The following is a 22,702-nucleotide window of genomic DNA, read 5'->3' as shown; positions in this document are numbered from 1 at the left end:
TCACTAATGAAGCAGAGGAATAATCCAAGCAGCCATAATACTTACTAAAATCGCAATCTCTAAGACGATCGTTGCCGTTAGTGGTTGAAACCACCTCGTCCACGATCCCTGCCGAACACCCGATCGCCACTGGGAAAGATGAGCCAGCCAGAGGGCTGGACGATCCTTATCGCGGAACTGCCAAGTCAGCATAGAAAGTAATAGCGGTGCGCCACCGACTCTGGCATTCATCAGCAGGTGGAGACCGATCGCGCTTACCATTATTACCCATGAAGTTAAATGGGCGTAGTACCAGAAATGGGTTAATTCCCCCTTGGGTAGCCAGGTATCGTCCATCATCTTGCCGCTGAACAGGGCGAAGGTCAAAGCGACGAGGGCTAGGGTATTAGTGATGCGGCTGAGGGTGTACCACCAGATCGGTCTACCCACCTGAGCCAGCTTACCCAAAGAGTCCGGCTGAATTAACCGCCGTTGTCCCCGATGGAAGGCGTAAATCGCAAATGCTGGAAATATCAGCAAAGTCCATAGACCAAAGGTGCCGTGGATGCCTTCGATGTCTTGGTAAATGGGTAGGAAGCCACCCCAGCGTCGATCGTAAGTATCGTAAGTCCAATAGGCACTCAGAATGGCGGCAATGAGAAATAGCCCCGTGGAGCCATGCAAAATCCGGAGCAGGAGCGGCTGATATGGAAGGAATTGGGCGATCTTTTTAGTCAAGGGATCTTCAGATCTAGCAATATAAATAATATAACGTAGGGCATGATTCTGTTTTTATACCCCTAGTCGCGATCGCCCAAATCGCCGATAATACCTGAGTGTCGATCGAGGGTTGCTCGTGCTAATGGTCAAGATTGCTAATTTTCGTCGTTTCCCGATCTGTTTTTTGTTGGGACTGATCCTCACTGGAGTTGTCAGTTGTTTCCAATCTCCAAAAACTCCCCAGTTGGAATTTTGGACAATGCAGCTTCAACCCAAGTTTAACAACTATTTTAAAGACGCGATCGGTAAATTTGAAACGGCCAATCCAGGTATTAAAGTCCACTGGGTAGATGTGCCCTGGGGAGCGATGCAAGGCAAGATCCAAGCGGCGATGGGCGCGAAAACTGCGCCCGATGTCGTCAATCTCAATCCCGATTTTGCCATTCAATTAGCCGCTAGAAATGCCTGGTTGGATTTGGATTCTGTCTTAACTAAGGGCGAAAATAAGCAGTACGTACCGAGTATGTGGCAGGCTGGTACGCTCAATGGCAAAGCTTTTAGTTTGCCGTGGTATCTGACAACTAATGTGACGATCTACAATCAACAACTATTTACCAAAGCAGGCGTTACCAAACCGCCAAGTACTTATCAAGAATTAGCCCAAGTTGCCAAGCAAATCAAAGAAAAGACAGGTAAATATGCCTTCTTTACCACCTTTGTGCCTGAAGATAGTAACGATGTCCTCGAATCGCTAGTGCAAATGGGCGTTCAGCTCGTCGATCCGCAGGGCAAGGCGGCCTTTAATACCCCTGCGGGTAAAGCTGCCTTTGCCTATTGGGTAGATCTATATCGACAGGGCTTGCTGCCCAAGGAAGCCCTCACTCAGGGGCATCAACAGGGCATTCAACTCTATCAAGCTGGTGAGACGGCGATGCTCTCGGCTGGGGCACCGTTTATCGATACGATCGCCAAAAACGCGCCTCAAGTTGCTAAAGTCTCGTCGGTGGCTCCCCAAATATCCGGCACCAATGGCAAAAAAGGGGTCGCTGTCATGAATCTAGTCATTCCTCGCACTACCAAAACTCCCGATGCCGCAGTTAAGTTCGCGCTATTCATCACTAACGCTAGCAATCAATTGGCTTTTGCCGAAGCTTCTGATACGTTGCCTTCTAATGTCACAGCAGTGAAAGAATATATTAATAAACTAGCAGCCAGTAAAGATAAATCCGCACTCGATCGGGGCAAATCGATTAGCGCGCAGCAATTAGCCCAATCGGAAATTCTGATCCCCCCACTCAAGAATCTCGATGTGCTCAAGAAAGCGATCTATGAAGATCTCCAAGCAGCCATGTTAGGCGAAAAAACCGTAGAACAAGCTTTATCTAGTGCGGCCACTACATGGGATGCCGCAGGAAAATAGTAACTCAAATTCAATACTGGAGTGCTTCCATTAGCCGATTGATGAAGTTACAGAAATCAATCGATCCACAGTGTGGAATACCTTTAATCTAGTATCGATAGACTAAATTCAGTTCGATATCTCTATTATTTTCTGAAACTGGATTACAAGCAAATCAATCCATCGATCGTCTAATGATATGTTATGTGTCACCTGGAATGATTTGCAATTTTTAGCAAACTTCTCCAAAAAACAGGACAAACATACCAATGTATCACTCAGAAGATTACAATAGATTTATGACTAAAAGTCCGCAGTTGTGTAAACCATCAGATGCCATAAGGAGTTCCCTCATTGTTGCTACCAGACCAAATTCACATCAACCGAATTCGCGAACGGCTCTGGTGTGGCAGAGATATAGGACAAGCTTCCGTGATGATCGGTTCTGGCTTTAGCCGCAATGCTGTAAAAGTTTATCCGACTGCACCGCCATTTCCACTATGGAATGATTTAGTTGGCGAGCTTCAAACACGCTTGGGGTCGAAGAATTCTGACGTTATTCGCTTAGGTAGTGAATATGAAGTCGTATTTGGTAGACAAAGTTTAGACGATCTATTAATATCACTCATTCCAGATCTTCAATATCAGCCTGATAAACTGCATAAGCTACTATTGTCATTACCCTGGTCTGATGTTTTCACTACTAATTATGATACTTTGCTGGAGCGAGCTACGCCCTTTATTTACGATCGTAAGTATGATACGGTCTTAAATCACTCCGATCTTCCAGGCAGGATGAAGCCAAGAATAGTTAAGCTGCATGGTGGTTTCCCTTCGCATCGACCATTTATTTTTACAGAAGAGGATTATCGTAGCTACCCAAAAAAATTTGCTCCATTTGTGAATACTGTTCAGCAGTCCATCATGGAAAATATTTTTTGCTTGATTGGATTTTCAGGAGACGATCCAAACTTCCTCAACTGGATTGGCTGGGTTAAAGATAATTTGGGTGATTCAACTCCGCCTATTTATCTATGTGGATTACTTAATCTATCCGCGTCGCAAAAGCAACTTTTAGCAACTAAAAGTATTGTAACGATAGATCTTTCTCCTATATTCACTATCACTGAATACCCAGACAGAAATATTCGACATGCCAGAGCAATTGAATGGTTTTTGTTGAGTTTAATGCAAGGTGAACCATCTAGTAGGCTGGATTGGCCAGAGCCGCCAGTAGCGAAAGATTTTAAAAAATGGGAGCCAAGTATCGATCTTCCTAGTTTTCCAGAAATAAAGTTTACACCTTTATCATGGAAAAATCCGAATCCACATATCTCGCACCACTCATTAAATCTTGAGGAAATTCAAGACCTTATCAAGAACTGGAAAATCTGTCGAGAAGCATATCCTGATTTTATAATTTGTCCTCATGCTTTAAGAACTCGAATTTGGATTTTCACAGATAAATGGGTATCGAGATTGATTCAATCTCAATTATTACCAAGGCTGCAAAAATCCGCTCCAATCGAATGTTTGTCAACTCTCCATGAGATAAACCAGCAATTCCAAATTCAAAAATCTAGGAAGAGTTGGCGACCAGAGTGGAAGCCGAGCCGTAAAGCATGAAATCAATCAAAGAAGGCCAACTCTCAAAGAGTAAATATTTGGTAAGACTGAGGATATCTTGAAAAAAGCCTTTACGAGTAACACGCTTGAGACGAATCTGTCCATATGCAAGATCTGTTAAATGCAAAACAGTGTGAAAAAGGAATGCCAACAGGTTCAGCGTCAATAAACAAGCAGCTAAATGCTGCTGACCATGCCCAAAGTTATGCTCCAGATGATATCCCTTTGTTTTGAGCACATTATGATTTTCATTTTCGGTCTTCCAACGACATCGACCAGCCGCAGCAACCAGAGGTACGCTCTGTTCGTTTAATTCATGGCGGGTAATAAATGAATTTTCATATAATATTTCTCCATCTGATTGGCGGGTATGGATTAGTTTACACCAATTGACCTTCATTGCTGGCTGGGAGTCCCTTAGAGGAATTCCATTCACATATTGATAGCTATATAATTCGCTTGAATTGCTGTTCCACTGTTTCACTTCTAGCTTTTTCACCTCGCCAATACCATCCAAGTATTTCAACCAATCATAAACAGCAGTATGAGACGTTTCTAAACAGGTAAAGATAAAGTTCATTCCCGACGCTATCACCTGTTCACACATTGGTTGGTGACTGTAGAGGTCATCTCCGAGTAGAGTGATTGCTTGTCCTTGGAATTCTGGGGCATGAGTTTTGAGCCATCGTTTAGCTGCTGCCACTTCGCAGTCCTGCTTCTGGTGACCATCTTGAGGTGTGATGAATTCTGGAGCTAAGGAAATTACTTGAGATTGCCCAGGCGCAACTATTACAGGCAAAATGGCACTGTGGAAGTAAGTTACTGTGCCATTTTTGTGGGTACGGCTCGAACAGCATTTACAGTTGAGTTTGTGCGAGTCAAAATACTGAGTTCCATCCAGCGCAACTAGTAATCCACCGAGATATTCAAACGGTTTCAAGTGACCTTCTCGTCTTAAAGACTGATAGACGTGATTGAATACTCCAAATAGTGCTGTGGCTGAAATTTCATCCAGGATATTCCGAATTTGCGGCACTGTTGGGATTTTAATCATGCCAAACAGTGTCTGAGCATTGCTTTTGCCCTGATTGCTATTCATGTGCCGCTGATGTTCTAAAAAGGATTCGCTTTGCATGAAAAACATCGAAAATGCTCCCAACACAGCATCTCTGATGGTGTATTTAGTGCCATTGCTGGCAAGGCGCGGATCTTTCATCTGAAGAATTGCTCGGTTCAGATAGACTATCAATACCCCAAAACTCAGCTTCATTGGCTCCATTCTGCTTCTCTTTTTGAAGTCTCTCTATTCTCCTGCTCACCCTACCAAGTTGTCAAAATCTGAATTTGGAATTGCTGCACAATCACAGGGGTTTAAAGGCGTAGATGTCAGTATTAGTCAGCGGGTGGAGAAAGGACATCATCGGATTGAAAACCGGAAAGTTTACACTGTCCCTGTTTCACAACTACCATTGCTGTATCAACAAGACCAGTGGAGTGGACTGCAAACAGTTGTGATGGTTGTACGCAAGTCTCAGTATTGGAACAAGACCACTCATGAAGTCCAATTTTACCTAACCAGTCTTCTCAGCGATGCCAACCGGATTGGTAGTGCGATTCGCCAGCACTGGGGGATTGAGAATTCTGTCCATTGGACATTAGATGTCACCTTTGATGAGGACAAATCTCGCATTCGTTCTCTCCACGGTCCGCAGAATTTTGCCGTGTTACGTCGCCTTGCACTTAATGCCTTAGAACGTGAGACATCTTTTCGGCGTAGTATTCGTCAAAAGTCCCGGCGAACCGCGATGAATGACCGCTATATGCTTGCTGTCTTATCTGCGGCTGTTCCCACTTCCCATCCAAGCACATCCGCTTGTCAATAGGTTTTGAGATGCGCTAACCGTGAAAGCGGACGTTCCACGATTCTTCACGAGAAGGCTACGCAAAGTAATCGATCGTGCTGGAACTAGAAAAAATGACTTTAGCTACTGTAGATAGTTCTTTCGATCGATATGAGATCGATCGGTTTTAGTCTCGATCGATCTCTAGGTAACTTATAATAGAATCAGACAGCCGATCTTCCCGCGAAAATAAGAGCAGGTGTTATGCAAGTTACTCTCCCACCAGAATTAGAACTAATAGTCAGTCGCCAACTAACTAGCGGCAAATATCAAAACGCGATCGAAGTGATTAGAACCGCGATTGAACTCTTAGACAAGCAGGAAGATATTTACCAAGGAAAATTAGGCGAACTGCAACAAGCCGCATCGATCGGCTGGGAAGCATCTCAACGGGGTGAGGTAGTCGATGGTAATATCGCAATGGAGCAAATTAGATCTAATCTTAAATCTCGCTACAGCAAATAGAGCTAATGACCGATCGATTTAGACTGACAAAACCAGCAATCCAAGACATTGAAGAGATTGCGGATTATATCGCTCAACAATCTGGTTTAGAAAAGTCAGAAATATTTTTAAGCAAACTAGAATCTAAATTTTCCAAAATAGTCACCTTTCCGCTACTTGGCAGAAAAAGAGATGAAATTTTAATAAATATTCGCACCATACCATTAGACAACTATTTAATTCTCTATCTGCCAATTGGTGACGAGATTGAGATTTTACGAGTAGTTAGTGGTTACAGAGATTTATCTACATTGTTTACTGATGTGGATGATTGAGCAAAAATGACTTTAGCAACTGTGGATGGTGCTTTCGATTTTGAGATCGATCGGCTTTAGTCTCGATCGATCTGTTGGTAACTTATCAATGACTTTAGTAGCTGTGGATGGTGCTTTCGAGCTTGAGATCGATCGTCTCTAGTATAGAGCGGCGGAAATAAACCAAGTATCTAAGAGGTTAGAGGTTTACCCTTGTAAGTCCATTTGAAGGGTTTGGCCATCGTAATGTTAAAGTAGTCCACAAACTCATGGATCCGGGCTTTCAAGTGATTTGTACTGGTAAAGCTACCGCGTCGTAACAATTTCCGTACTAGAATCCCAAACCAGATCTCAATCTGATTCATCCAAGAACAATGTTTGGGCGTGTAATGAATCACTAGCCGATGGTTTGGGTCGGCTAAAAATTGCGCTCGCGTCTCCATTGACTTCAAAATCCCCGACTGACCTTTAACACCCAGCTCCTGTGGAGTTGTCTCTAATCCGGCCACCAGCCTAACCAGCGTCTCGGATTGATGGGTATTGAGACAATCCATGACCAAATGGTATTTTGCGGCAGTGGGATATTGTGCTAAGGAACGGGTGACATGCTCGGCGAAATCAGCTTCGGTTCGAGTTGCGCCCACACTGGCCAACGCAATTCGACCAGTTGCCACATCGAAACTGGCAATTAATGATTGAGTTCCGTGTCGAGTATATTCAAACTCTACACGTTCGCACTGTCCTGGTTTCATCGGAATATTTGGCATAGTTCTCTCCAGTGCTTGAATCCCAGTCATTTCGTCCAGGCTGAGGGTGACTTCTCCTGTCAGCGCACGTTGGGGTGCTTGTTCGTAGACATTGCTAATTTCTAATGTCTCAGCAATCTCACCGTGACTTTTCCCTTGGGCTGCCAAGACGATGATTTTGGCTCGGAGTGCGATTTGTTGTGGCGTTTTCTTGCGCTTGAGTAGTTGTTGTAGTTCGGCTTGTTCTACTTCATTGAGTGTAATTAGGGCAGCGGATAATCTTGGCATCCTCTGTGTTCCTCTCATTTTGATGAGCTGCTTTCAATCATAGGTCTATTTACGCCGCTCTGTACTAGCCTAATAGCTCAAACAGCTTGAGTGGTGTTATGCTGTGAATATATTGAGTAAGGAGAGAAACAATGACTCCTGTTGTACAAGATTTCTTAACTACATTCGATCGACTGACAGACTCAGAGCGACTGGATTTAGCATCAGAGATTTTAAAGCGGATAGCTTATCTAGACTTCCCACCATTATCCGACGATAATTTGGTGCTAATTTCAGAGGAAATTTTTCTACAGTTAGACGAAGAAGAATCTGCATATTAATCCTAATCGGGGTGACGTTTGGTTAGTCGATTTGGGTTCCGTGGCAAAAGTCAGACCATGCTTAGTTGTAAGTATTCCAGCGTTAGATCGCGATCGTGCCTTAACAACGCTCATTCCACACACGACAAGTTCGCGAGGTTCGAGATTTGAAGTCGATATCGCTGTGAAGTTTTTGCGATCTGGTGCCTTTGATGTACAAAATATCATTACAATTCCTCACGCAAAACTGATCCGTAAACTAGGAAATCTTACTCCAGATCGATTGAGTGAAGTAGAAGAAATAATTCTGTTCTGGTTAGGATTTAAAGATTCAGATTTTGATGAAGAGGATGAGGATTAAGATTATAGCTATCCATTTGGAGATGGTGACTAGGGATGTTCTATCTTCGGACGATCGCTCGCTCCTTGTTGCTTAAATGTGGGAATGGTAAAATTGAATCATATTCAATCTGCCCGATCGCATCATGAGTACGATTCCGCAAAGCGGACGCTCCGCGATTCTCCACGGAGAGGCTACGCCAACGAATCGATAGTCCAGGAACTAGAGAAAATCCCCGAACCAATGCAACTAAGCGTCCTAGCATTTATTCACTCCCTTGACGCATCAGCCATCCCTGAGAATCATCATCCTTCAGAACTACATCCAAGAATTTTGGGGCTAAATCGCGGTGCAATGAAAATGAGCGATGATTTTGATGAACCACTATCAGATGAATTATTTAATTGGTGCTGCTGAATTGATGTATGAAATGCCCTCGAAATTTCAGGTAGGGGTAATTCATAAATTAATACTTTAAATTTCAGGGCTTGTCTCAAAGGTAAATCATACCTGAATCCAGCAACGCCATTGATCGAAACTGATGAAATCCCGATCGTCTGCTGTTAATCGATCGCATTCAGTGCCGATCTCTACCTGAGCCAATTTAGAGGGAATCGATCGTTTATTCAGATTTTTCCCCATCCCAACCCATCGTTAGTATTCGTCAAGTATGCTGTTACAAGTATCGATGCAGCAGGACGCCTGCTACTTCTAGACTGGAAGGTACAACAGCGTTGGTAACTAATTTTGAGATTCTGGGAGTTAGATCGTGGCATCTTATCGGGATATTATTGGGTATTTTCGCGGCTATGGGAAGCTCGCGGCTATCAGTATTGCCGCATCGAGTCTGTTTGAGGTGGCAGATTTAACTGTGCCCTATGCGATCGGTCAAATTCTCAATGTCTTGTCCAAGCAACCGCTCGATGCGCCTTTGGTGGCACTAATTAGTGCGATCGCCACCAGCTTCAATCTGCCAGGATCGCCGGAATTATCGCTAGTGACACTGCTGGCGATCGTCTTTGTCGTATCGGTCGTGCGCGCGCCGATTCAGCCCTGGATTGGCAGTTGGTTCCACTGGGCGATTCCGCTGCGCGCTCGGCGCGAGCGTGCCGATCTGACGATTCAAAAAATTCTCACCTTACCTCTATCTTTCTACGATGAAAACAACCCCGGTCGGATTGCCGGACGGGTCGCACGCGGACTGACTAACCACACTTGGACTTATCCAGAAATTGCCGGACAGTTGATTCCGAAGTTAGTGAGGGTCTTCGGCATTTTTATGACTATTTGTCTGCTGGAATGGCGGATTGGGATCGCTTTTGCCATTTCTTTTATCGCTATTTTGGCATTTAGCCTCAAAGGATTGCGGGGCATCATTAAACGCGAAGCACTCCTCGACAGCTATATGGAGAACACCGAAAGCCGCACCTCGGAAATTATTACCAATATCAAAACTGTTAAAGCTTTTGCCGCCGAAGAGAGCGAACTCGCTCGGCAACGGCAACGCTTAGACCGCGAGTTGACGGTCGTAGTCTACCGCATCCATCGGAGTTATGTCCGGTTGGGGATGTGGCAGCGGACGACAGTTCAGAGCTGCATCTTTGGCGTACTGGTGATGACGCTGCTGGCCACCCTGCGCGGCGAACTGTCGTTAGGTCATTTTGTGACGTTGCTGACGGTCTCTAGTATGGCCTATTCCGAGCTAGAACCATTGAGTATCTTGGCGGAGTTTCTGGCGCGTCGCTATGCTTCCATGTTGCGTTTCCATGAGTTTATGCACGAGCCAGTGGGCAAGGATGCGATCGATCTTCAGTCAGCAGATCGATCTTCAGTGGCATACGATTTCACGGGTAAAATTGAGTTCGAGCGGCTGAGTTTTGGTTATGACCCAGAGCGACCGATTCTGCACGATATTAATCTGACGATCGAGCCATATCAAACCGTTGCCCTGGTTGGTAAATCGGGTTCGGGGAAGTCCACGCTCGTCAAGCTATTATTGCGTTACTTCGAGCCAACTCAGGGACGCATCTCGATCGATGGTACAGATATAAAATCGTTAGCAATCGGGCCATACCGTTCGCGCCTCGCGATCGTTCATCAAGAGGTCGATATTTTCAATGGCACGATTATGGACAATCTCCGCTATGGCAATCCTACTGCCGCTGCCGATATAGTCGCGGCAGCCTGTCAAATGGCACGAGTCGATGAATTTATCCACGAGTTACCGCAGGGATATGCCACGGTGGTGGGAGAGCGCGGCGTGCGCCTATCGGGGGGACAGCGACAGCGGCTGGGAATTGCCCGCGCTCTAATTGTCAATCCGAATGTGTTGGTGTTCGATGAAGCTACATCCAGCCTCGATTATGAGTCGGAACGTGCCATTCAGCTCGCCATGCGATCGATTTCGGGCACCAGAACGATGCTAATTATCGCGCACCGACTCAGTACCGTCCGGGATGCTGACAAAATTGTGGTGTTAGATCGCGGTCGCATTGCCGAAGTGGGAACGCACGATGAACTAGTCAAGCAGCATGGTGTTTATGCCAAGCTCCACGCACTGCAAGAATCTGGAGTATTGCCGTCGTAAACGACCCGACGAAGACTATTATCCTCCAGATCGAGATCGGATATTCACACTCAATTAGTTCAGTCAGGACAGATGTACTTAAACGATCGAAACGTTAAAATAGTGGGTACCCTTGCCAAGTTGTGAAAAGTATGCACCTGCTCTGGTTTCGCCGCGACTTACGATTGACTGACAATGAGATCGTCACCCTAGCGACTGCCGACAATGCCCCAGTTTTACCCTTTTTCATCATCGATCCGTGGTTTTATACCTGGGCGGATATTGGCACAGCTAGAGTCAGATTTTTGTTTGAGTCCTTAATAGACTTAGATCGCCAATTGCAAGAGTTAGGTAGTCGGTTGGTTTTATTTGAGGGCAACTCCACCACCGTTATCCAAAACCTCACCACACAGCTCATCGATCGAGGACAGCGACCCAAACTGTTCTTCAATCGCGATGTCCAAGTAGAATATGGGATTAGTCGCGATCGAGCCATTGTGGACTTCTATCGGGAATTAAATCTCGATTGCCATCTAGGGTTAAACAACTTTCTGCAAACACGAGATAACCGCCAGGAATGGTTTGAACAGTACTATACTTATCAACGCCAATCTCAATACCAGCCACCGCACAGGCTCGATTTGCCCACGTTAGAGATCGACATTCCACAACTGACTTTTCCAGAACTCAACCAAAAATACTCACGGTTTTGGGATGTCGAAAAAGTCTATTTTCCTGGTGGAGAAACAAATGCCCACAAAACGTTAGACTCATTCCTTGCCAGTAGATTTCACGGCTATCATTGGAAACTATCACGTCCGTGGTTGGCGCAAATTGGGGCAACTTCCCACCTCTCGCCACATCTGACTTTTGGGACGATTTCGACGCGGACTGTTTACCAAGCAACCAAAGCTAGAGTGGCCGAACTTGCAGGTAAAGAAAAAGCTGAGTTTTCGCTCAAAGCTTTTCGCGACAGGTTGCGGTGGCATGATAGTTTTACCCAACGTCTTTACTTCCACCCAGAAATAGCATATCAAAATCGCTATCCTGAATTCGATACTTGGTACCAGCCAGACGCGCTCAGCCTCAATCAGCTCGAATTATTCCAAGCTTGGCAAGAGGGGATGACGGGTTTTCCCCTCATCGATGCAAGTATGCGGCAGCTTCTAACCATGGGCTGGATGAACTTTCGGATGCGGGCGATGTGCGCCACCTTTTTGACGATTAATTGTGGTGTATCTTGGCAGCATGGAGCCAAACACTTTATGAACTATTTAGTCGATGGAGATCTGGCGATCGACAATTGGCAATGGCAGATGCAGGCTGGTGTCACCAATCCTCTGAGCGAAACGTTTCGGATCTATAACCCCAACAAAAACATCGCCGAAAAAGATCCCGATTTGAGTTTTATTTACCACTGGATTCCAGAATTACAGGGATATAGTCTCGAAGAGGTTAGTAAAGGTCAATATGCGGATAGTTATTATCCCCAGCCAATTCTCGATTGGGCGCAGACGCGCAAAGTTAATGGCAAGATTGTTTCAGACCTTCGGAAACAAGTCCGAGCTAGATTGGTCGCTCAGGGTGGTACTGAATATGACAGTGCAATCGCGGCCAAGGAAACTGTGGAAAAATACTGGCAACATAAGAATAAAGAATACAAAAAAATCTCAGCGGGATCGGGTTAGGTAATTATTTTTCCATGCATTGAGTCACTGGACTATAACTAGCAAAATAATCTAACCATGACTGACTCAACTCTTGCAATTGTTGTCGTTCCATTGAGCTAAGACCTTGAGGGTCGAACCGATAGCAATGGTGCAGATCGAGAATCTGTTTTAGGGTCGAATACTGGGACTCTGCTAGGTGGGGTTCGATGCGTAACAACCATTGCTGGAAAGACTCACTGGATAAGCGATGCAGACCTAAGTTTTGTAATGCTCGATCGATCTCATAAAACTCTGAGTCCAGACCCGATCGCCCGATCGGAATCGACTGTTCGGGCACGATCGCCACTTGCAACGATCTCGGCAATCGCCACCTGCGACGGAACCGCCAGAGTAAAAATAATCCCCCCACGGCGATCGTCCATAGCAGGATGGTCGTTTTTCCGGCAACTATATGTGCCAGTCCTCTTGAGAATTGAAAACTCAAGAACGACCACAGATCCGAGATCGTCTGAAATGGAGAAGCCATTGCATCTTCCTGTGCCGCCCAATCCGGCGGCGTGGTATCGAAAGATTGCCAATTTCCGTTCGTATATGCCATCGTCCAAGCATGAGCATGTCGGCTGCGGATTACAAACTGCTGCTCTAACGGACTCCATTCACGGACGGAATACCCCACAACATATCGTGCTGGAATGCCTGCACCCCGAAGCAGTAAGGTAGTTGCCGTGGCAAAATACTCACAGTGTCCCGCCCGCTGTTTCAGCAGAAAAGCAGATAGAGGTGTTGAAGGGTTGCCCGATCCAGCCAGTTTTAGTGAATAGCGGAAATTTTGCGTAAAGAAGTTAGATAAGCGATCGAGTACTCGATCGGCGGGAAGCTCCTTCACATCTAAATTTTGAAGTGTCTTCGCAATCGCAGGTTGCTCTGCTGCGGGGATGTGTAAATCTGCGTCTGTGGGTGGGGTATCGAGCGATCGATCGGGGTTAAAGTGCGCTTGATAAGTTAGAGAATTTCCCTGTCCCCGCACCTTAACCGTGCCATATTGGTTCTGCATCATCTTCTCGACGTTTAACCGATCGACCTGCGTTATACTGTGGGGTAATCTCAAAATTGCTTTCCCCCGATTGAGTTGGGATGAAATGGAGATCGCCGTCGATTTAGTCTGGCTCGCTCCCAACTGCCAAGTGCTGCCATCTGATTGGGGCAGAACGGGTGTAAATTTTGACTTCAGTGCTACCCAGGATGGAGATTGATATTTGTTATAGGTTGCTTCGCGCAGCAGCAACGGAAATTGTTGGCGATTGCCCGCTACCCGAAAGATAATTTCATTGGATTGCTTTAAATCGCCAATACTGCCAACTTGCGTCTGAGCTTGGTAAGGATCGATGGATTCTCCAGTAAACCCACTCAACAACGGAGCCACCTGTTCTTCTAATTTGGCTTGAAGTTGATGGAGTTGAAGCTGTCCGCCAAACCCGATCGCTCCTGCGAGTATTAGCAAGCAAAGCCAGATCGCTGGATGAGCCTGTCGCGGGCGCAAATTCCAGAGAAATAATCCGACTAGGGCTACGGTCGCGCCATAAAATATTAGGTCATGACGATTGGAAGTACTGGCAGCAATTAGACAAATTGCAAAGTAGGGATAGTAAAAGTTCGGGTTGTTTTGGTTTACAGCGATCGATCGCGCCCGCCTTGGTGGCGCGCTTCGCGATTGGGTGGAATCGTTCGACAACAGTGGTAACAGCGTCGTAAAACCATTGACATAGGTTTGCCCAATGACTAGGGGCAAGCACAGGAACGGCAGCCATTGCAGCAGACTGTAGATGAACATCGCTCGATAGGCAATGAGCAAAAATACAATCGAGCCAAGCGCGAGGATGCCCCAGAGCTTGCCAATATTCTTCAGTTGGTTAAAAGATAAATCCCACTGCGATCGGACAAACCGCCGTCCTTCTAGGGCTAAGAGAACGATCGCGGCAAACCCCCACAAGCCTGTCTGAAATCCCCACAAGCAAATTGCTAGGCTACATAAACTGGAAATTGAGATCTTCATAACTGCATCAACCCTTCCTGAATCTGTCCTAGCTTGAGAATCCGAATCTGGCTGTGGGCTGAATTAACTGCATCCTGAGTCGGTTCCATCGACAAACCGAGATCTCCCCGAATGACCAGTACGAGGGTAGGAATGCCCAAACTCTGAAGGTATCGCACCAAAGTTTTGCGTTCCTCATCCCAGTCCAAGAGGATGCAAATACAGCCGCTCAAAAGGGTGCAGCGGGATTGAATTACAGGTAGAAAGGAGGCAAAGGATTTATCCTGACAGGGAACAACTGATGCCAATAGTTCCAGCATCCGTTCCGTTTGGCCGAGTCCCCGCCCCGCCGTGAAGCAATAGGATTCTAAGCCGACGAACATCATATCCAACAACGATTCCTGAGTCTGGATTTCACAGGCTAACGAGCTAGCGATCGCCACTGCTTCTTCTAAGAGTTCGCTCGCTGCTGCCGATTGAAAAGTATCCAGAATCAACGCATGACGGACAAAGAATTCCTCCTGCTCTTCTTTGACCATCGGTTTGCCGACCTTAGCCCAACTCTTCCAGTGAATTTTGCGGATCGGATCTCCAGGTCGATATTCCCGCAGTGCGCGGAATTCTTCGGCATCTCCCACCGAGGTGGCTAAGGCAACTCCCCCAGATTGATGGCGACGCGCTCCAGGAAGCTGAATTGGCGGCAAGTGATAGCGTTTGGGCAAAATTAAGACTGCCTGTGGCAAGGAAAGGGCAAGACAAGCATTAAATAATCCCAGCGGATCTGGACAGGTAACGCCGATCTCACAAAATTTGAGCAATCCCCGCTGCAATGGGATTATTTCTCCCATTACTTCGGTTTCGCTCTGGGGCAAGAGGGTGGGCAGATCGAGGCTGGGCGCGATCGCCCTCTTGCGGCGAGCCATAATCCGCTCCCATTGTTGCCGTTGGATCTGCCAAGAAGTTCGCCAGTTGAGAACGCTAAATTCTCGCAGCTCTGGAAAGGGTTCGACTAGAGCTTCATAGAACTTCAGTCCCTCGTGTCGGCGTGGGGTCTGATTTTCAAAGACAATCCGATACCGCAACGGCATTCCCACCGTGCCAAAGCGCGGGAGGATTCGCGTTGCCCTCACGCGATAACGCTGAAAATGGCTGGCGGCGATCGCGATCGCCAAGCTAGCACCGAGAAAACAAAACAACTGGTAAGATAGGCTTTGGTTCGTATCCGCGCCCACGATTCCCGAAAATACAAAACAGACCAGTACCCCCAATCCACTAGGGGTAAAGCGGCGGCTCAGCCACCTTTGCGCGCTATAACTACCTCGCACGATCCGATAGATAAAAGGATTCATAACCTAAGCGGGCATTGGCGTGGTACGCAAAATCTCCGCAACTACAGTTGCTGCCGTCCTACCAGAAAATCGAGCCTGAGGTTCCATCACGAGTCGGTGGGCGAGTACAGCCACGGCAACTTCCTGAATGTGGTCTGGCAAGACAAATTCATAGCCGTCGAACAGAGCCAATGCCTGAGCGACTTTTACTAGGGCGATCGATCCCCTTGGACTGGCTCCCAACTGTACCCCCTCAGCCCGTCGCGTGGCACCGATGAGATCCACCACATAGCGTTTCACTTCTGGACTCACCCGAATCTGCTGTACCTGTTGTTTCAAGGTGGCAATATCTTCTACCGCCAGACAGGGGCGCAATCGATCGGCGTTCGATCGATCGATGTGTTGAGAAATAATATCGATTTCCGCCTCCGGCGAGAGATAGCCCAAACTCAACTGCACCGCAAACCGATCCATTTGGGCTTCTGGCAGGGGATAGGTACCGCGCGAATCTACCGGATTTTGCGTGGCAATTACAAAAAATGGCTCGTCCAGTTTCTTGACGTTGCCGTCGATACTCACCTGAGATTCGGCCATCGCCTCCAGCAGGGCAGATTGGGTACGGGGCGAGGCGCGATTAATTTCATCGGCCAGGACGATATTGGCAAAAATCGGCCCTTCATGGAAATGAAAGGCACGCTCGATCGGGTCTAGGATCGAAACCCCCAGAATATCTGATGGTAATAAATCTGGCGTAAACTGAATGCGCTTAAAGGAAACATCCACAGAACAGGCTAGAGCTTTGGCTAGGGTGGTTTTACCCGTACCGGGATAATCTTCCAAAAGTACGTGTCCCCCGCTGGCAAAAGCCGCCAGCAACATCCGAATAGCACTGGATTGACCCTTAACAACCCGTTCGATGTTGTGGTGCAAACGTTGGTAAATCTCTTGCCCAGCTACGCGCGGGGGCTTTGCAACGGACAAATCCATAACCAAACTTAGAGTACTCTTCTTCAGGGTACCCAGTACACCCCTGACGCTACCGCCTCGCGGCGATCGTCACCCGATCGAACTACATCTCTCGATGCAGATCTCTCCAGACATCTATTTGATTAGGGTTGTATTTTTTGCAAATTGGTGCTGCTTTCTCCCAATCTACTTCAACTACATAAAAATCTCCATCATCGTCTTTTATCAAAGCCGGATAATAAGCCCCAGATTCATAGCACTCCGCATTAGCTAGAATTGAGTTGGTTAAGCTGCTTGCATAAAGATATGGTTCCATTCCAAGCTGTCTGATCCAGACAGGTGAAAAGCTGGTTTGATGACGATAACATCTCGCCTGGTACAACTCTTTACCAGAGCCGTAAGCAATATTTATCTCGCACCATTCAGCAATACTATGTTCATCATCATCATTGAGATAAGTATTCTCTAAATGGCCACAAGAGAAACAGCCATAAGTACTATCCTCCAATGCTATAAAATGATTGGGATATGGAGATAGAAACATTGCTGTATATCCAGTTTCATGAAACTGGATAATTTCTTCTGGTACTTTAAATGGAAAGTTTTTAACAATTCTTTCGATTTCAGTCTTGCTCATGCCAGGAATTAATTTAGCATCGCCTTTGTAGTGTGCTTCTGCCCATTTAGATATTCTTTGCAATCCTTGTTTTATTGTTTGCTTATCTTCCATAATTGAGATCGATTTTTTAATAAACTAATCGGATATGATATTGCGATCGATCGGGATTCGTAGCAAACCTACCTCACGTACTTGACAATGAAGTTTGTTGTCACGCCGCGAAGATGAGGGTCTAGCTTGCCCAAAACAACCTGTGCGATCGGTTCGGGTACCCCACCGAAGAGCGGCTCTGCCACAGAACCCGTGATGCAGGCAAGCGTGTCTGAATCCCCGCCGATGGAGATGGCGTTGCGGATAGCATCCTCAAAGTCCGATGCTTCTAGCAGACAAGTCAGAGCCTCCGGTACGGTTCCTTGGCAAGACTCGTCGAAATCGTATGTCGATCGAATCTCATCGACAGTTCGCGATAGGTCATAGCCAAAGCGATCCTCAATGAAGTGACGGATATCAACCTTGGAGCCTCCCTTACGGGCGATGAAGATCGCTGCGGCAGTAGCTTGACCGCCTTTAATCCCTTCAGGGTGGTTGTGCGTCAATGCCGTGAAATGTTCCGATCGGCGCAGCACTTCATCTAGAGTGTCATATGCGTAGGCGGCTGGACTAATCCTCATCGCCGCACCATTACCCCAGCTCGAATACGGTGATGGAGTGTCAGATAATGCCCAATCGTGAAAGGAACCGCCATAGCCTGCTTGTGGATACCTGTAGTAGTTAGTAAGCCCTCATAACTCGATCGTAGTCCGTTCCCGTCAGAATGGCCTCTGCCAGAGCGACTGTGAGTACCGTGTCATCCGTGAAGCAAGTATCAATGGAGAATCATTAGTGACAAGTTAAGAAGCGATCGCACTTGTCAAGCGGGCTTGAGGCGATGAGTCGAAGAAAAAATTGTCTGTTCGACTCATAGAATCAGGAAAAGGTGCAATAATTAACTTAACATTAGGTTTACGAACAGTTTTAACAATACCTAAATCTTGATTCTCTGGGGCAGCAAAATAGGTGACTGGATTGGCAGCTAAACCTTTATGATGAGCTACATGAAAGTGATAAAGACCTCGATAAATCATCTCTAAAGAAATGCGGTCGAATGGGAGAGATAATTCATCAGCTACAGCATCACCTAAATCGACTAGAACTGCATAAAACAGCCAAGTCCCCCACATCTGTAATTTAATTCCATTAACTGAACCAGTCCATAAATAACTCAACCCGAGCAATCGTTTAACAGTATTAAAAGCCTCTTCAATTCGCCACCGTCTTCCGTACAAATCGGCGACTACATAGGGAGGAAGATTCAATGGGTCGAGTACACTAGTTAGATAAGAATACCAGACTTTACCCACTTTAATTTCGACTAATCTTACAGTTATATATGGAGTCTTTTTGGTGCCAGACCCCATCCGCACTATTCGGTCACGGATACTATAACTATTGCTAAATACTCGCTCTATCTGTAGCGATGCACCTTTTTTTAATCGAGTAATAAAATGAATATCTCTGTTAATTAATTCTTGCCAAAATTGGAAATGATAGAAGCCTCGATCCAAGAGCAATAAAGTGCCCGATGTTACTAAATTCAGGATATCTTTCTCAAAATTAACATCTGAAGCTTTTGGGGATTTTCTCTAAACCAGATTTCAATCGGCAATCTCGTCACCAAAATCTATGACTACTCCCATTTTTCCCGCTAGTTGTCCGATTGGCACATCAGATAAGCTATCTAATTTCTTGAATATCGCTTCCAATGTGGAGCCATCACATGCCCAAATCCGCTCAAATTTTGCTTGAGCAAATTCAATGCTTTGTGGCAACAATCGCTGTTTTCTCTGGTGCCACTTCACTCTAAATTCTGGCAGTAATTCCTTAAACACTCTCTCAAATAACTCAGATGGAAAGGTCAGAAATCTTTGTGCAATCGCCTGTTGACTTACTTGTGTTGGCTCACACCACAAAAATCCTTCTCGCCCTAACATTCGGCTTAGTTCTCTGACTCCTGGCACATTCCGCCACAGTAGCGTCAGCACTGCTGCCATCATCAAGGGTAAATTTAACAGCCGATTTCTCAGCCCTAATTGTCGGTAGTAATGACTTTGATTGAAAATTGCTGGTGTCAATAAAGCCTCTACTTGAGCGGCGATGATCTCATCTTCCACACCTGGTTGGTGGTTCTTTTTGGCGTGGTCGCGGTTACTTCTTCGGCGGCTGGTCATCAGGCCTCTATTCCCTCAAACTCTTGACTAGAAACAGTTTGGCATCTTTTTATTACCCTTTTGACAAATCTCTGATTTTCTTAACTTGTCACGAATGATGGAGAATAGCGGGAAGTTCTTAGTTTTGACGTTGTTCCACTCGAATATAGATCCGATCGTATCACCAGCTATTGCACCGAGCATGACAGTCTCCTTTTCTGTGAAGCCTAATGTTCCGCTTCACCCACCGAAAACAACCTCTCGAACTAAACGAAAAGGCTCTAAACACTATTGAGCGGAGCTTCTATTCTAGATTCTGAAATGTTTGAATTCCAAATATTCCACCGATCGATATCAGTTAGGATTTGCCAAATGGTTTCGATCGAGGCATTAATGATGATTTGATGATAGGCAATGACGGGTGCTTGCAAGTTGATTTCCATGATATTAAACGGCAGGCTCCGCCAACACCAACGTCGGGTCTCCCGACGGGAAAGCGGATGCAACCACGCGGAGAGTGGAGGAGCATGTGTTGCACCAAGCAAGCGCGACAGCGACGCAGCTCCCTTCGGGAAGGCTCCGCCAACGAACGGGAGGTTGTCTTGATGCAATGTGGGCGGGTTTCCCGCCCACATTGCATCGCTCCCTCCCGTTTGTGTGCGTCAAGACAAGACACAACCGCTGTCTAACTTTCTAGCCGAACCGTATTGGAAGGCATCCAATTTAGCGAAGCTCTCTAGAGTTAAATTTGGCGGTAATAACTACAGATTTGCTCTGCCAATTTACAGTTTTATTTAAAAGTCGATCGACGATCGCCTGCTGCACGATCTCAATCTCTGATTTGGTGAGAAACTTACTTAAGTAGCTGGCATAAGTAGGTTTAGAGTTATTTTGAGTAAACCACCGCTCGATTGTCGCACTCGAAATTTGGAGCTGAGCGATAGTGCTTTCGACCTCCATTTCAACTGTAAATTCCGCCCGCTCGAACGACGAGCGTAAATCCTCAACATCCCAATTCGTCATGCCATCGTCAGGATTGGTATAAATCGCTTCTTCGGCTCGTATCCAGCGATCTCTAAGATCTGGGGAGATCTCCAACCGTCCAAAATCGAGCAACTGATAAATGCGTTGGGTATGGCGGGGAATCGATTCGTAGAGCGCGATTTTCCCGTCGGGTTGCAAGAAATTTGCCATCGTTTGAATCAGAGCGCACTTGTGACGATCGCGCATTAGGGCGCAATTGCCGACAATCCCGTCGAATTTCATCGCTGCGATCTGTGCTGGGAGTTCGCTCAAAGATCCCACCATTACCATCGGTCGCAACAGTTCGGGCAAACTTGCAGATTGCTCTTGGATGGCGATCGCGTCGGCTGGTCTGGGTGCTAGCGTATAAACACCACCTTCGGGCACTTGGCGCAGTGCCTCCCAAGTCAGCAACCCTGTTGTGGAGTTGAGATCGAGTATGACGTGATGACGTTGGGGCGATAGTAGCGCAAATAATCGATCGCGAATTTTGGCTTGGCGATCGCCTGTTTGAGAGAGCGTGCGTTGCAACCAGCGGTCGTTCTGGAGATCGTTGGGGCTAAAGGTCAGGATTTCGGGCAGTTCCATTCCCATGCCGCTAACCATAGCTGCTAACTGAGCCTCTCGGTGACGTTCGACTTGCCACTTAATCGCTCCCTCCGCTCCCTGCGCCGACGGTTGATAGAATACTCGTCCCTGCAAGCTACCGGGTAAATATTGCTGTTCGATCCAGTGGTCTCGATAGGCATGGGGATAGAGATATCCTTTGCCATGACCGAATCCTTGGTTGTCGCGACTGTTATCTTTGAGGGGATTGGGAACGTCCGATTGGCGTTCTGATTCTACCGCCGCCAGCGCGTCGAAAAAGCCCATGATGCTATTAGATTTGGGCGCATTCGCCAGATAAAGTGTCGCCTGTGCCAGCGGATAACGACCTTCGGGCAACCCAACGCGATCGAAGGCTTGAGCGCAAGCATTGACCACGACTAACGCTTGTGGATCGGCAAGTCCGATATCTTCACTGGCTAAAATCAGCAACCTGCGTAAAATAAATCTCGGTTCTTCTCCGGCATAGACCATTTTCGCCAGCCAGTAAAGAGCCGCATCGGGATCGGAACCGCGCACGCTTTTAATAAATGCACTAATCGTATCGAAATGGGTATCGCCCTCTTTATCGTATAGTACCGCCCGTTGCTGGATCGATTCTTCGGCTACTGCTAGAGTAATAGCGATCGTGCCATCGGTTGCGGGTGCGGTGGTTTCTACTGCCAATTCCAACGCATTGAGCAGAGATCGCGCATCGCCATTGGCGACGTTTGCTAAGTGGGCGATCGCATCTTCATCGATCGATACCTTAAGCTTGCCGTAACCCCTGGAATCGTCCTGCAATGCTTGCTGCAATACTTGTCGTAAATCCGTTGCGGTTAAGGGTTTTAATTGGAATAACCGCGAGCGACTCACTAAGGCTTTATTTACCTCAAAAAACGGATTCTCCGTCGTCGCGCCAATCAGAATTATCGTGCCATTTTCGACCCAAGGTAGCAGCGCGTCCTGTTGGGCTTTGTTGAAGCGATGTACTTCATCGACAAATAGAATCGTGCGCCGAGCGTACATCCCGCGTTGGGTTTGAGCGGTATCGATGGCTTCGCGAATCTCTTTGACGCCAGCGAGGACGGCATTAATCGCGATAAAATAGCCGTTGGTGGTATTGGCAATAATCCGCGCTAGGGTGGTTTTACCCGTCCCTGGGGGGCCATAGAAAATCAGTGAAGATAGACGATCGGCACAAATGGCGCGGCGTAACAGTCTACCTTGCCCTAAGATCTGCTCTTGACCGATAAATTCTTCTAGGGTGCGCGGACGCAAGCGATCGGCCAGTGGTGCTTCGGCGGCGGTAATTTGCTGGCGGTGGTGCTCGAATAAATCCATGTTACCCTCAAAATGTCTGCGTTCTGCGTCCGAGGAGAGTATTCTATTGTATCTAAACCCTAGTTTGAGATCGATCTGTTCGCCACTCGATCGTGCCCACACGCTTATCAATGCTTAGAATTGGGGATTAACTTAGAATAAGAATGTCTCTAGTCGCGACTCATCGGGGTAGCAGCAGTTCTGAGCCGTATCCAGAGCCATGAGGATATCGTATTGGTACAGTAGAACGATCGCTCAATCGCTCGATCGCAGTTAGAGGATGTTGGA

19 protein-coding genes and 3 pseudogenes are annotated in these 22,702 nt (G+C 46.7%); 10 read left to right on the top strand and 12 right to left on the bottom strand.

The window, feature by feature from the left end:
- Positions 1–3 precede the first annotated feature (3 nt).
- A complete protein-coding gene (locus CHA6605_RS15100) occupies positions 4–717 on the bottom strand; it encodes a cytochrome b/b6 domain-containing protein (protein WP_015160300.1) in 714 nt (237 codons plus the stop codon).
- A 124-nt stretch (positions 718–841) separates the two neighbouring features.
- Between CHA6605_RS15100 and CHA6605_RS15095 the strand changes: the two genes are divergently transcribed.
- The gene (locus tag CHA6605_RS15095) at positions 842–2,119 is read left to right on the top strand and encodes an ABC transporter substrate-binding protein (protein WP_015160299.1); all 1,278 of its coding nucleotides are present in this window, start codon (positions 842–844) and stop codon (positions 2,117–2,119) included.
- Positions 2,120–2,455: 336 nt separating this feature from the next.
- A complete protein-coding gene (locus tag CHA6605_RS15090; protein ID WP_198288351.1) occupies positions 2,456–3,724 on the top strand; it encodes an SIR2 family NAD-dependent protein deacylase in 1,269 nt (422 codons plus the stop codon).
- Here the strand turns inward: CHA6605_RS15090 and CHA6605_RS15085 are convergent.
- On the bottom strand, positions 3,678–5,003 hold the full coding sequence (locus CHA6605_RS15085) for an ISNCY family transposase (protein WP_015158142.1): 1,326 nt from the start codon (positions 5,001–5,003) through the stop codon (positions 3,678–3,680). The genes CHA6605_RS15090 and CHA6605_RS15085 overlap by 47 nt on opposite strands.
- Before the next feature lie 76 nt (positions 5,004–5,079).
- On the opposite strand from CHA6605_RS15085, the pseudogene CHA6605_RS15080 reads away from it, so the two are divergent.
- The 3 genes and pseudogenes from CHA6605_RS15080 to CHA6605_RS15070 all read left to right on the top strand — a co-directional run.
- Positions 5,080–5,607 (top strand): annotated as a pseudogene (locus tag CHA6605_RS15080) (ISAs1 family transposase); the annotation flags it as partial.
- A 222-nt stretch (positions 5,608–5,829) separates the two neighbouring features.
- The gene (locus tag CHA6605_RS15075; protein WP_015160297.1) at positions 5,830–6,090 is read left to right on the top strand and encodes a ribbon-helix-helix domain-containing protein; all 261 of its coding nucleotides are present in this window, start codon (positions 5,830–5,832) and stop codon (positions 6,088–6,090) included.
- 5 nt (positions 6,091–6,095) lie between these two features.
- Positions 6,096–6,404, top strand: coding sequence for a type II toxin-antitoxin system RelE/ParE family toxin (locus tag CHA6605_RS15070; RefSeq protein WP_015160296.1), 309 nt, complete (start codon positions 6,096–6,098; stop codon positions 6,402–6,404).
- A 170-nt stretch (positions 6,405–6,574) separates the two neighbouring features.
- Here CHA6605_RS15070 and CHA6605_RS15065 read toward each other — a convergent pair whose 3' ends face one another.
- The gene (locus CHA6605_RS15065) at positions 6,575–7,417 is read right to left on the bottom strand and encodes a transposase (RefSeq protein ID WP_198288350.1); all 843 of its coding nucleotides are present in this window, start codon (positions 7,415–7,417) and stop codon (positions 6,575–6,577) included.
- A gap of 131 nt (positions 7,418–7,548) precedes the next feature.
- Between CHA6605_RS15065 and CHA6605_RS15060 the strand changes: the two genes are divergently transcribed.
- From CHA6605_RS15060 to CHA6605_RS15040, 5 genes are all read left to right on the top strand, one after another.
- Entirely contained in the window at positions 7,549–7,737 is a 189-nt protein-coding gene (locus CHA6605_RS15060) for a hypothetical protein (protein WP_015160295.1), read from the top strand.
- On the top strand, positions 7,727–8,077 hold the full coding sequence (locus tag CHA6605_RS15055; protein ID WP_015160294.1) for a type II toxin-antitoxin system PemK/MazF family toxin: 351 nt from the start codon (positions 7,727–7,729) through the stop codon (positions 8,075–8,077). Before CHA6605_RS15060 ends, CHA6605_RS15055 begins: the two co-directional genes overlap by 11 nt.
- 84 nt (positions 8,078–8,161) lie before the next feature.
- Complete coding sequence (locus CHA6605_RS15050; RefSeq protein ID WP_015160293.1) at positions 8,162–8,473, top strand: DUF2281 domain-containing protein; 312 nt, start codon at positions 8,162–8,164, stop codon at positions 8,471–8,473.
- 352 nt (positions 8,474–8,825) lie between these two features.
- Positions 8,826–10,643, top strand: a complete 1,818-nt coding sequence (locus tag CHA6605_RS15045; RefSeq protein ID WP_015160292.1) for an ABC transporter ATP-binding protein — start codon at positions 8,826–8,828, stop codon at positions 10,641–10,643.
- A gap of 131 nt (positions 10,644–10,774) precedes the next feature.
- Complete coding sequence (locus CHA6605_RS15040) at positions 10,775–12,310, top strand: FAD-binding domain-containing protein (protein ID WP_015160291.1); 1,536 nt, start codon at positions 10,775–10,777, stop codon at positions 12,308–12,310.
- Positions 12,311–12,314: 4 nt separating this feature from the next.
- Here CHA6605_RS15040 and CHA6605_RS15035 read toward each other — a convergent pair whose 3' ends face one another.
- The 9 genes and pseudogenes from CHA6605_RS15035 to CHA6605_RS15005 form a co-directional block, all read right to left on the bottom strand.
- A complete protein-coding gene (locus CHA6605_RS15035; RefSeq protein WP_015160290.1) occupies positions 12,315–14,345 on the bottom strand; it encodes a transglutaminase-like domain-containing protein in 2,031 nt (676 codons plus the stop codon).
- Positions 14,342–15,673, bottom strand: a complete 1,332-nt coding sequence (locus CHA6605_RS15030) for a DUF58 domain-containing protein (RefSeq protein ID WP_015160289.1) — start codon at positions 15,671–15,673, stop codon at positions 14,342–14,344. The genes CHA6605_RS15035 and CHA6605_RS15030 overlap by 4 nt, the downstream gene beginning before the upstream one ends.
- A gap of 3 nt (positions 15,674–15,676) precedes the next feature.
- Positions 15,677–16,639: an AAA family ATPase gene (locus CHA6605_RS15025; RefSeq protein ID WP_015160288.1), complete on the bottom strand. Its 963-nt coding sequence runs from the start codon at positions 16,637–16,639 to the stop codon at positions 15,677–15,679.
- An 82-nt stretch (positions 16,640–16,721) separates the two neighbouring features.
- A complete protein-coding gene (locus CHA6605_RS15020) occupies positions 16,722–17,348 on the bottom strand; it encodes a hypothetical protein (protein WP_015160287.1) in 627 nt (208 codons plus the stop codon).
- Between the two features lie 68 nt (positions 17,349–17,416).
- Positions 17,417–17,908: an ADP-ribosylglycohydrolase family protein gene (locus CHA6605_RS15015; protein ID WP_051038883.1), complete on the bottom strand. Its 492-nt coding sequence runs from the start codon at positions 17,906–17,908 to the stop codon at positions 17,417–17,419.
- A gap of 219 nt (positions 17,909–18,127) precedes the next feature.
- A pseudogene (locus CHA6605_RS15010) lies at positions 18,128–19,504 on the bottom strand (IS4 family transposase).
- Positions 19,505–19,606: 102 nt separating this feature from the next.
- Positions 19,607–19,687: pseudogene (locus tag CHA6605_RS37295) on the bottom strand (ADP-ribosylglycohydrolase); the annotation flags it as partial.
- A gap of 77 nt (positions 19,688–19,764) precedes the next feature.
- Positions 19,765–20,118, bottom strand: a complete 354-nt coding sequence (locus CHA6605_RS34200; RefSeq protein ID WP_015160286.1) for an SRPBCC family protein — start codon at positions 20,116–20,118, stop codon at positions 19,765–19,767.
- A gap of 88 nt (positions 20,119–20,206) precedes the next feature.
- A complete protein-coding gene (locus tag CHA6605_RS15005; protein WP_015160285.1) occupies positions 20,207–22,435 on the bottom strand; it encodes an AAA family ATPase in 2,229 nt (742 codons plus the stop codon).
- Between the last annotated feature and the right edge of the window lie 267 nt (positions 22,436–22,702).

Origin of the sequence: Chamaesiphon minutus PCC 6605 (assembly GCF_000317145.1) — a bacterium.
In the GTDB taxonomy this organism is placed as follows: Bacteria; Cyanobacteriota; Cyanobacteriia; order Cyanobacteriales; family Chamaesiphonaceae; genus Chamaesiphon; species Chamaesiphon minutus.
The sequence above is the reverse complement of the archived record's forward strand: the minus strand, read 5'-3'. Positions and strand labels throughout refer to the sequence as shown.

Bases quoted from the DNA above. Each gene is read 5' to 3' on its own strand.
- CHA6605_RS15095 (WP_015160299.1), top strand. From the start codon at position 842: ATGGTCAAGATTGCTAATTTTCGTCGTTTCCCGATCTGTTTTTTGTTG.
- CHA6605_RS15085 (WP_015158142.1), bottom strand. From the start codon at position 5,003: ATGGAGCCAATGAAGCTGAGTTTTGGGGTATTGATAGTCTATCTGAAC.
- CHA6605_RS15075 (WP_015160297.1), top strand. From the start codon at position 5,830: ATGCAAGTTACTCTCCCACCAGAATTAGAACTAATAGTCAGTCGCCAA.
- CHA6605_RS15070 (WP_015160296.1), top strand. From the start codon at position 6,096: ATGACCGATCGATTTAGACTGACAAAACCAGCAATCCAAGACATTGAA.
- CHA6605_RS15065 (WP_198288350.1), bottom strand. From the start codon at position 7,417: ATGCCAAGATTATCCGCTGCCCTAATTACACTCAATGAAGTAGAACAA.
- CHA6605_RS15060 (WP_015160295.1), top strand. From the start codon at position 7,549: ATGACTCCTGTTGTACAAGATTTCTTAACTACATTCGATCGACTGACA.
- CHA6605_RS15050 (WP_015160293.1), top strand. From the start codon at position 8,162: ATGGTAAAATTGAATCATATTCAATCTGCCCGATCGCATCATGAGTAC.
- CHA6605_RS15040 (WP_015160291.1), top strand. From the start codon at position 10,775: ATGCACCTGCTCTGGTTTCGCCGCGACTTACGATTGACTGACAATGAG.
- CHA6605_RS15035 (WP_015160290.1), bottom strand. From the start codon at position 14,345: ATGAAGATCTCAATTTCCAGTTTATGTAGCCTAGCAATTTGCTTGTGG.
- CHA6605_RS15030 (WP_015160289.1), bottom strand. From the start codon at position 15,673: ATGAATCCTTTTATCTATCGGATCGTGCGAGGTAGTTATAGCGCGCAA.
- CHA6605_RS15025 (WP_015160288.1), bottom strand. From the start codon at position 16,639: ATGGATTTGTCCGTTGCAAAGCCCCCGCGCGTAGCTGGGCAAGAGATT.
- CHA6605_RS15020 (WP_015160287.1), bottom strand. From the start codon at position 17,348: ATGGAAGATAAGCAAACAATAAAACAAGGATTGCAAAGAATATCTAAA.
- CHA6605_RS15015 (WP_051038883.1), bottom strand. From the start codon at position 17,908: ATGAGGATTAGTCCAGCCGCCTACGCATATGACACTCTAGATGAAGTG.
- CHA6605_RS34200 (WP_015160286.1), bottom strand. From the start codon at position 20,118: ATGTGGGCGGGAAACCCGCCCACATTGCATCAAGACAACCTCCCGTTC.
- CHA6605_RS15005 (WP_015160285.1), bottom strand. From the start codon at position 22,435: ATGGATTTATTCGAGCACCACCGCCAGCAAATTACCGCCGCCGAAGCA.